The 7,767-nt window shown below is 51.5% G+C and carries 8 protein-coding genes; 7 read left to right on the forward strand and 1 reads right to left on the reverse strand.

All coding sequences use genetic code 11. The features are described from left to right. The first annotated feature begins 184 nt into the window (after positions 1–184). The 6 genes from ENN68_01290 (at position 185) to ENN68_01315 (ending at position 5,576) form a co-directional block, all read left to right on the forward strand. The gene (locus tag ENN68_01290; protein ID HDS44729.1) at positions 185–760 is read left to right on the forward strand and encodes a hypothetical protein; all 576 of its coding nucleotides are present in this window, start codon (positions 185–187) and stop codon (positions 758–760) included. Next, the gene (locus tag ENN68_01295; GenBank protein HDS44730.1) at positions 747–2,060 is read left to right on the forward strand and encodes a hypothetical protein; all 1,314 of its coding nucleotides are present in this window, start codon (positions 747–749) and stop codon (positions 2,058–2,060) included. The genes ENN68_01290 and ENN68_01295 overlap by 14 nt, the downstream gene beginning before the upstream one ends. A gap of 65 nt (positions 2,061–2,125) precedes the next feature. After that, on the forward strand, positions 2,126–3,313 hold the full coding sequence (locus tag ENN68_01300) for a hypothetical protein (GenBank protein ID HDS44731.1): 1,188 nt from the start codon (positions 2,126–2,128) through the stop codon (positions 3,311–3,313). Further along, entirely contained in the window at positions 3,303–4,451 is a 1,149-nt protein-coding gene (locus ENN68_01305) for a hypothetical protein (GenBank protein ID HDS44732.1), read from the forward strand. The genes ENN68_01300 and ENN68_01305 overlap by 11 nt, the downstream gene beginning before the upstream one ends. Positions 4,452–4,482: 31 nt before the next feature. After that, complete coding sequence (locus ENN68_01310) at positions 4,483–4,929, forward strand: CBS domain-containing protein (protein HDS44733.1); 447 nt, start codon at positions 4,483–4,485, stop codon at positions 4,927–4,929. Positions 4,930–4,973: 44 nt separating this feature from the next. Next, positions 4,974–5,576, forward strand: a complete 603-nt coding sequence (locus ENN68_01315; protein ID HDS44734.1) for a hypothetical protein — start codon at positions 4,974–4,976, stop codon at positions 5,574–5,576. Positions 5,577–5,704: 128 nt separating this feature from the next. Here ENN68_01315 and ENN68_01320 read toward each other — a convergent pair whose 3' ends face one another. Beyond that, entirely contained in the window at positions 5,705–6,931 is a 1,227-nt protein-coding gene (locus tag ENN68_01320; protein ID HDS44735.1) for an AI-2E family transporter, read from the reverse strand. Between the two features lie 291 nt (positions 6,932–7,222). Here ENN68_01320 and ENN68_01325 point away from each other — a divergent pair, with 291 nt between their 5' ends. Next, positions 7,223–7,423: a histone family protein gene (locus ENN68_01325; GenBank protein ID HDS44736.1), complete on the forward strand. Its 201-nt coding sequence runs from the start codon at positions 7,223–7,225 to the stop codon at positions 7,421–7,423. The last annotated feature ends 344 nt before the right edge of the window (positions 7,424–7,767 follow it).

Below are 7,767 nucleotides of genomic sequence, written 5' to 3' on the forward strand. Positions count from 1 at the left end.
AAAACGTTGTATTTAAATAAGCTTCTTTTCCACTCCAGTTTTGTGGGAAAAGAGAGGGGGGGCATTTTATGGGTATCGAAAAGCTCCAGAAAGCTTATAGGAAGGGGGAACTAAACAAATACATTATTTATAGTCGTGGGCTATTTTTACCGTTTAGTAAAAAGTAAACGATAGTGACGCGAAGATGAGCGATGTGGTTCTGCAAGATGTGTTGGATTCGTTTGCGAAGCTCGGGAAACACTGGGGGTTAGGCGAATCGGTCGGGCGTGTCTGTGGCTTCATGCTCGTGAAGTCATGCCCGGTCACGCAGCGGGAGTTAGAAGAAGGCACGGGTTACAGTCGGGGTTTTATCAGCCGATGCTTGACGGTATTGAAAGATCGACATCTGATCGAAGTGAGCACCGCAGGGAAAGAGAACCTCTATTCAATTAATACTTCGTTAACAGATAATCACTGCAAATTCTTGGAGCAATTTCTTACTGAAGATATAAATCCGATAATAAATTTGCTTTCTGGTTATGCTAATAGTATAGAAGATGCCAAAGTGAAGGATAATTTTATTAATCTGCTCCACGAAATAAAGAAATTGAGCCTGGCAGTCCGTATATTCTTGGGGATAATAAGTGATATAAATATGAACGCTTTAGCTGCAGATATGGAGGAAGTTGAGGACTACGTAGTAACTGTAGCTATAGAATCCAGAGAAGAATATGAAAAGAATATCTATTTAAAAGGAGGTAGCAAACATGGAACTGAGTAAGCGAACCTGGGGGAAAAAGGTTCTGACATTCTGTACGCTGAGCTTGGTATTCGTGTTCGTATTAAGTGCACCTCTTTCTTTCGTGCATTTACCTTCTGCGACCCCCACTGCCAGTGCGGTCTTCTCCTCGATTACCTTTACGGATGTCCAGCCGCGGGAGTTCACGCCGGGCGAGACGCGTGAGATAATCGTAACCGTGAAGAACAACGGCGGACGGGACGCGAAGGATGTCCGTCTGGCCTTTCAGGGCACGAGTGTCTTATCCCTGGTGGGGCCGACGGTGGCGCACATCGATACCTTGATCTCGTGGACCTCGAAGGAGGTACGATTGACACTCCACATCCAGGAAGAGGCGCCAAATGGGATCTATTCGATTCCGGTGACCGTCACGTGGCGAGAATATTACTTTGATCCCCAGGTGGGCTATGTCTGGACCCCCGAAGAAACGGTGCTCCTCGGGCTCTCATTCAACGTCCGGGGCACGGTGATGCTCAATGTAGGTGACATCACAACCGAGCCCACGGATCTGCGACCGGGCGCCAAGAACGTGAAGATACGCGCGTCCATCGAGAACAGTGGTGAAGCGGCGGCCAAGGACATCGACGTGCAATTGCTCATTGAGGACGAGTCATTTAAAGCCTCGTGGTCCGGCACTGATCGCTCATACCTCGGCCGGTTAAACGCGGGTGAGAAGAGCGAGGCAATCTTCCACCTTGACCTCGCGGACAGCACCGCATCGGGACAGCACCGTATACCGCTCCGGATAAACTACCGGGATACAGGTGGTCAGGACTATGAGGTGCTGCGTGAGCTCGTGCTTCAGGTGAGTCCCAAGCCCGATTTCGAGATCGTTTCGTACAGGACCGCGCCGACGAGCATCGGTCCGGGATCCACGGGCGTGTCACTCTACGTGACGCTACGGAATATCGGCTCATCGGATGCGGAAGCCGCGAGTGTGCGCATGACGGGCGAGGCGGATGCCCCCTTCAACTACGACGTGAAGAGTGATTTTGTGGGTAACCTGGATATCGGTGAAGAGGGCGAGGCGATATTGAAGTTCGATGTTGATAAGAGGGCGGTGCCGCGCGTGTATCCTATCGGAATCGAGATACGCTGCACCGGCGATCGTGACCTCGGGGATACCAACGTGTACATCTTCAACAAGGAGATCAAAGTTGCAGTCTCGTCAGGTGGTACTCAGGATGAGGGCTTCTCACTCCCCGGTTTCGAAGCGCTGCTCTCCGCCATTGCACTTGTTCTCGCCGTTCTCCTCGTGGTGCTGAGAAGGACCAGGAACTAGACTAGACGCCAGCGACTGCAGACGTTATGAATGCGTAAGTAGAGCGAGAGAACGAGGATGACCGAATGACGCTTAAAGACAAGATAGGCGTGGAACGGGCACTGGAGCACCTCGCGTCAGTGCAATACCGGCATTTTAAGCAGATCATCGTCATCGCCGTGCTCTTCACCCTCGTGCTCGGCTATGGCATGACGCTCCTGCAGTTCCAGGGCGATCTGACGAAGGAGATGCCACAGGACCTGCCGATCTTCGAGCTGGCTGATAAGCTTGCCAGTAAGTTCACGGGGCAGGAATTCCTGGTCATTGCGGTTATGCTCGACGACGACACGGGCATCAAAGACATACCACGTGACATTCGGGACCCGCGCGTGATCAAATCAGTGCTGGAACTGCACGAACGGCTGGCTGCGAACCCGTCAATAGAAAGCGTTCGATCTATCGCCCCCGTTTTCCAGGCGGCGGGCGTGCCTGAGGACATAGCGGGGGTAAAGCAGGTCATCGCGGCCACACCGGGAGCAGAACAGTTCTTCAATCGCGATTACCGAGTCATGCTCATTTATGCCGATACCGCAGTGGGCACGGATGAAGCGAAGGTGTCGGAGATAACCGCTAAAATACAGCAGGATGTTGACGCGATCACGCGACCTGCGGGTGTGGACTATCGGATTACCGGCATTGCCCCGATCGTCGTGAAGATCGTCGAACTGCTTAAAGGCGATATCGTGATAACGACCTTAACCGCGGCACTCGTCATTCTGGTCTTGCTGGTGCTCCTGGAACGGTCGTTCTCGCGGGGCTTCATTGTCTTCCTGCCGCTGATTCTCACGGTGGTATGGACGTTCGGTACGCTGGGCTTTCTGGGCATTGCGATATCCGTCACCACCGGTGTGATCGGTGCCATCCTGCTGGGTCTCGGGGTCGAGTACGGCATCTTCATGGTTTCCCGGTACTACGAAGAACGTCAGCGGTACGAGCCCGCGGAAGCACTAAAGATTGCGGTCTCGAACATCGGCGCATCGACCTTTGGCTCCGGTTTGACGACCGCAGCGGCCTTTCTCGCGCTCACGCTGTCCGTGATGCCTATGATTCAGCATCTCGGCCAGACACTCGCGCTCGGCATCGCGTTCTGCTGGCTCGCGGCAACGGTCGTTAACCCCTGTATCATCCTCTTTGAGGAGCGGCTACAAGCGAAGAAGGTCGCTGGGTGGCTCCGCGACTGGGTCAAAGGCGTGGAGGGGAGACATGCGAAATAGCAGCAAGAAGCGAGCTAACGGACTCTTGATGCGGTATGCAGCGTTCGTGGCTTATCGTCGAGCACTTCTCCTGGTCTTCTTCCTCATCTTTTCGCTCATCATGGGCTCGTATGCGCTCGCAACAGAAACGGCGGGCATGTCGCAGGAGGACATGCTCCCCGCAGATATCGAGGTGATACAGACACTCGAGCTGGTCTCTGACCAGTTTGCCGGCGCCTTCTCCAGCGCAACGATCGTTGTGGAAATTGATCCTCGCTATGCGCAATCGAACGAGATACGTGATGCCCGGGATCCTGAGCTTTTACGCTATGTCGATGCGCTTGCCGAGCGTGCGAAGCGCATTTACGGCGTCATCGAGGCAAGAAGCGCGGCAGATGTGATAAAAGCGGCAAACGGAGGTACAATACCCGGCTCATTGCAGCGTGTGAAGTCGCTGGTGGCGCAGAATGAGCTGGTGGAGCAGCAGCTCCGCGCGTACATCAGCGATGATTATACCCTGAGTGTCGTCAGATTGAATCTCTTGGACGGTCTTGAATCCGAGGTGGTCGTTGCAGAGTTACGCGAAGTGATAGGGCTAAAACCGCCACCGGGCCTTACGGTAGACCTCTCCGGCGGTCCGGTTGAAGACCGGGTGATGATGGATCTCGCAGCGGAGACGATGCAAACCACCTCCGCGATCAGTTTCGCGCTGATCATCATCATTCTCATACTCCTCTTCACGTCGATCAAATATGGGCTCATACCGCTCCTTACCATCCTGCTCGGCACCGTCTGGACCTATGGTGTCTTGTATCTCATCGGCTTTGAGATAACACCGATAACCTCGGGTGCGCTCGCCATGATCATGGGTATCGGGATCGATTTTGGGATCCAGGTAACGAAACGGTTCCGCTACGAGTTGCGGTGGCACGAGCGAGAAGTGGCGATGGTGAATACGCTTCAGAACGTCTTCTATCCCATGGTGATAACAACCGTGGCGGCGGTGACCGGTTTTTTATGCCTCTCGCTCGGGGAGCTGCCGATGATGAAAGACATGGGAAAGCTGCTCGCGATGGGCGTGACCTGTTCCATGATCGCGGCGCTCACGGTTGTCCCCGCGATCCTGGTGCTCTTTGAGTGGAAGCCGAAGCGAGCGTAAGGCTGGGACGAAGAGCGAGGAAAGAAGGAGTATGGCGAGAACGGAAGAAATACCGGAACGGATCAAGAAGATTATTGCGGGCCATGGGTGGCTCAGGCACCTTACCGTTGGCGAGATCATGGAAACGGACGTTATAACAATTAATGAAGAAGCAACGTTACGTGAGTTTGATCAATTGATCACGAGATATAAGCATCAGGGCTATCCAGTTGTCAATGAAGAGCAAAAGACCGTTGGCGTTATTTCACTCAAAGACCTGCTGCGCGTGGACGAGGAAAACTGGGATACCTGTAGGGTTAAGGACCGGATGAGCACCTGCTTGATCTGCGTCAGTCCCGAAGAGAGTATTATTGACGCGGTCGAGCGAATGACGAAAGCGGGCATTGGTCGGCTACTCGTGATGGACGGCGAGAGACTGGTGGGTATCATCTCGCGGAGTTGCATAATGGATAAAGTGATTAAAAAGATGCTCGTGTAGTATTACCGGTATGGCGTAGCGGAGATCAAGAGGTAGTATCAGTCATGGATGATACGAGATTCGGTCTGAAGCACCTGGTGAGCATCTTCCTGAAGCTCGCCATCGCGGTCATGTCAGTGGTGTCCTTACTCAGGGGCGACTACGTCTGGTTCATCGGTGGCGCCTTCGCGCTCTTCCTGACCCTCGTCCCCACTATTCTTGAGCGCGATTTCAAGATGGAACTCCCCCTCATCTTCGATACCACGATCACGATTTCCATCTTCTTCCACGCGATTGGCAGCTACCATGGTTTCTACTATAACGTGCCTTTCTATGACCATTTCACCCATTTCGTATCAGCCGCAACGGTCTCCCTCATCGGCGTGACCCTCCTCTATGATCTTGCCTTTCACGTGCGTATCGTCAAACTTCCACCGCTGGGGTTCGGCATTTTTACGGTTCTGTTTGTCATGAGCATGGGGTTGGTCTGGGAATTTCTGGAATGGGGTTTCGATCTCATGCTCGGTACGACGCTGCAGCGGGGGCTCCACGATACCATGCTCGACCTCCTCTTCGATACCATCGCCGGCGTCATCGTCGGGACGATATCCACACTCAAACTGAGCCGTGGTGAGCCGCTCGTAGAGCGGCCGTTGCGGGGTGAATAACCGCCTCTTACTGATGGCCATCCGTGCGGCCAAACAAAATGCAGCTTACTTTTATTAGGTGCGTTTTTGTCATGCAGATCTACTACCATGAACGCATCTGGCAGCAGAAGCTCTGAAGACGCTCTCGTCTATTCACCCGGACCGTTCACCTCTTTCCCCGGCTCTTTTTTGCGAGCCTCCACGCGAACCACTAACGCAGGCTGAACGATCTTCAGGAATTGTGTTGCCGTTATCAGGATGATCGGGCCTAAGAACAGCCCGACAAAACCAAAGACTGCTATACCAAAGATATATGCTAAAAGCAGAGTACCGCTGTGTAAGCTCTTTCGGCTTATGAACGGCCTCAGAATGGTATCTGGTATGAAGTCCACCACAACACTCACCACAAGAATGAATAACAGAAGGAACCACCAGTGCGTGAAGAGGATTCCATTGATATATGCTTGCATTACCAGATATCCCGCCAGAGGAATGTAGACCAATTTCATACCGATAAGCGGAATGAAGGTACAAATGCTACAGAGTATCGCCAGCAATATCGGGTAGGGAATCATCAACCGAGGCGGTGCAACGAGATTTAATAGGGTGAACGCTACTGCACCGATCAAAGCGGTTACGATAGCTGTCAGAATATTGCCAAAAAATACCGTGTGAAGTCCCGAATCGAGCTCGTCAAAGAACTTCTGTGTTATTTCTGTATTTCCCCCGAGAAAGGTATCCGTTAGCCACTCTCTTAGTTTAGCTCCATCCTTTAGCAGGTAAAATGCGATGGTGAACGTAAGGAACAGTTTGAAGAAGATGTTGAAAAACGCAGAAATAATGCCCACAAATTGAGTTAGTAGCGTAATAATAAAACCCCACGTATCTCCCTGACTGATCGAAGTCGTAATATCAGCCAGTTCTAAATACGCTGCAATTCCCGCAATATCTTTAAAGATTTCACTGGCATATCCCAGATACGCAGAGTCTTCCTGAGTAAGAATGTTTTTCAATTCGGTATACGCTATATCCGCGGTATAAATACTTATAAGGACTATGGGAAGAACAACGAGGAATAAAGAAATGAACGCGTCCAGATTCTTATGTTTGAATCTATTGTCTAATTCTCGGTAGGCTGGTCTCGCAACATAGTAGATGAATATGCCATAAATGATTACGTCAATAAACGGAAAGAACATATACGCTAACAGTGCAACAGAAATAACACCAAGTATCTGCCAGTTTAATTTATTCTTTGATTCGTGCGGTTGTTGCATCTTCATCGTAAGATTCCGCTCCTCTTGCTTCAATGGTGCTTGCTCCTGCTGAACCAAATCTTCCTCGATCTTGAGGTCTTTTCGTGTTACTCGCTTCATGGTATCGAACCACGTAGTATAACGGCGGTATGCAAAAGAATACCCATCGCTCTACCTAGCGTACGTAATGGGCGATGAGAAGGGGCGCATGGGCGCACTGTGTTTTTACAAAAGAGCTATAAGGTGATTAATATCACGTTGTCGTAACGGCGTAAGGTTTCGAACCCCGTTGCTGCACTGCAGAACCGCAAGCCCTGCAGCTGTGCCATGCCCGCATGCGCCGCGCGCTCGCACCGGCAATGACCGAAAAGCTTTTATATACTCGCTCGTTACTCAACTACGGTGATAATAATGGCTGTATTACCAAAAGCACCGGTAACCAACATTATTCGGAAGGCAGGAGCCGAACGCGTGAGCGAAGATGCCACGGAAGAGCTGGCAAAGCTGCTTGAGGCCTACGGCGCCAAGATCGCGAAGAAAGCCGTGAGCCTCGCGAAGCACGCTGGCCGGAAGACCGTTAAAGCCGAGGACATCCTGACCGCCGCGGAGTAAGCAATACGCATGGTGGAGAGGGGGAACGTTGTAGAATCGCGCATTTCTCTCTCCTTTTTTATTTTTTCCTCTACCTGAACGGCAGAGACCACTCAGTTTTACCGATCAATCAGGATCGCAGCGAAGCAGAAAGAAAGATTGGTTCAAAGTTGTGGACGTTCTTACGCAGGTACAGCTAGCGATGCGTGAAGAAGACCTGAGCGGTGGTATGAGTGGTAGCAGCACTAGTGTCTTGACAATTTATTTTCCAGTCAATATTTATATGTGGGGTACTCCATACTGGTTTCATGAGCAGATTTTCCCTTGCTCCCGACGAGGTAGATTATCTCACTGGTTTTGTGAAG

Source organism: Methanomicrobia archaeon (assembly GCA_011049045.1).
Lineage (GTDB): Archaea > Halobacteriota > Syntropharchaeia > Alkanophagales > Methanospirareceae > JACGMN01.

What these genes read in the sequence shown, in the direction of transcription:
- ENN68_01305 (HDS44732.1), top strand. Translation starts at nt 3,303, where the DNA reads ATGCGAAATAGCAGCAAGAAGCGAGCTAACGGACTCTTGATGCGGTAT.
- ENN68_01295 (HDS44730.1), top strand. Translation starts at nt 747, where the DNA reads ATGGAACTGAGTAAGCGAACCTGGGGGAAAAAGGTTCTGACATTCTGT.
- ENN68_01290 (HDS44729.1), top strand. Translation starts at nt 185, where the DNA reads ATGAGCGATGTGGTTCTGCAAGATGTGTTGGATTCGTTTGCGAAGCTC.
- ENN68_01300 (HDS44731.1), top strand. Translation starts at nt 2,126, where the DNA reads ATGACGCTTAAAGACAAGATAGGCGTGGAACGGGCACTGGAGCACCTC.
- ENN68_01325 (HDS44736.1), top strand. Translation starts at nt 7,223, where the DNA reads ATGGCTGTATTACCAAAAGCACCGGTAACCAACATTATTCGGAAGGCA.
- ENN68_01320 (HDS44735.1), bottom strand. Translation starts at nt 6,931, where the DNA reads ATGAAGCGAGTAACACGAAAAGACCTCAAGATCGAGGAAGATTTGGTT.
- ENN68_01310 (HDS44733.1), top strand. Translation starts at nt 4,483, where the DNA reads ATGGCGAGAACGGAAGAAATACCGGAACGGATCAAGAAGATTATTGCG.
- ENN68_01315 (HDS44734.1), top strand. Translation starts at nt 4,974, where the DNA reads ATGGATGATACGAGATTCGGTCTGAAGCACCTGGTGAGCATCTTCCTG.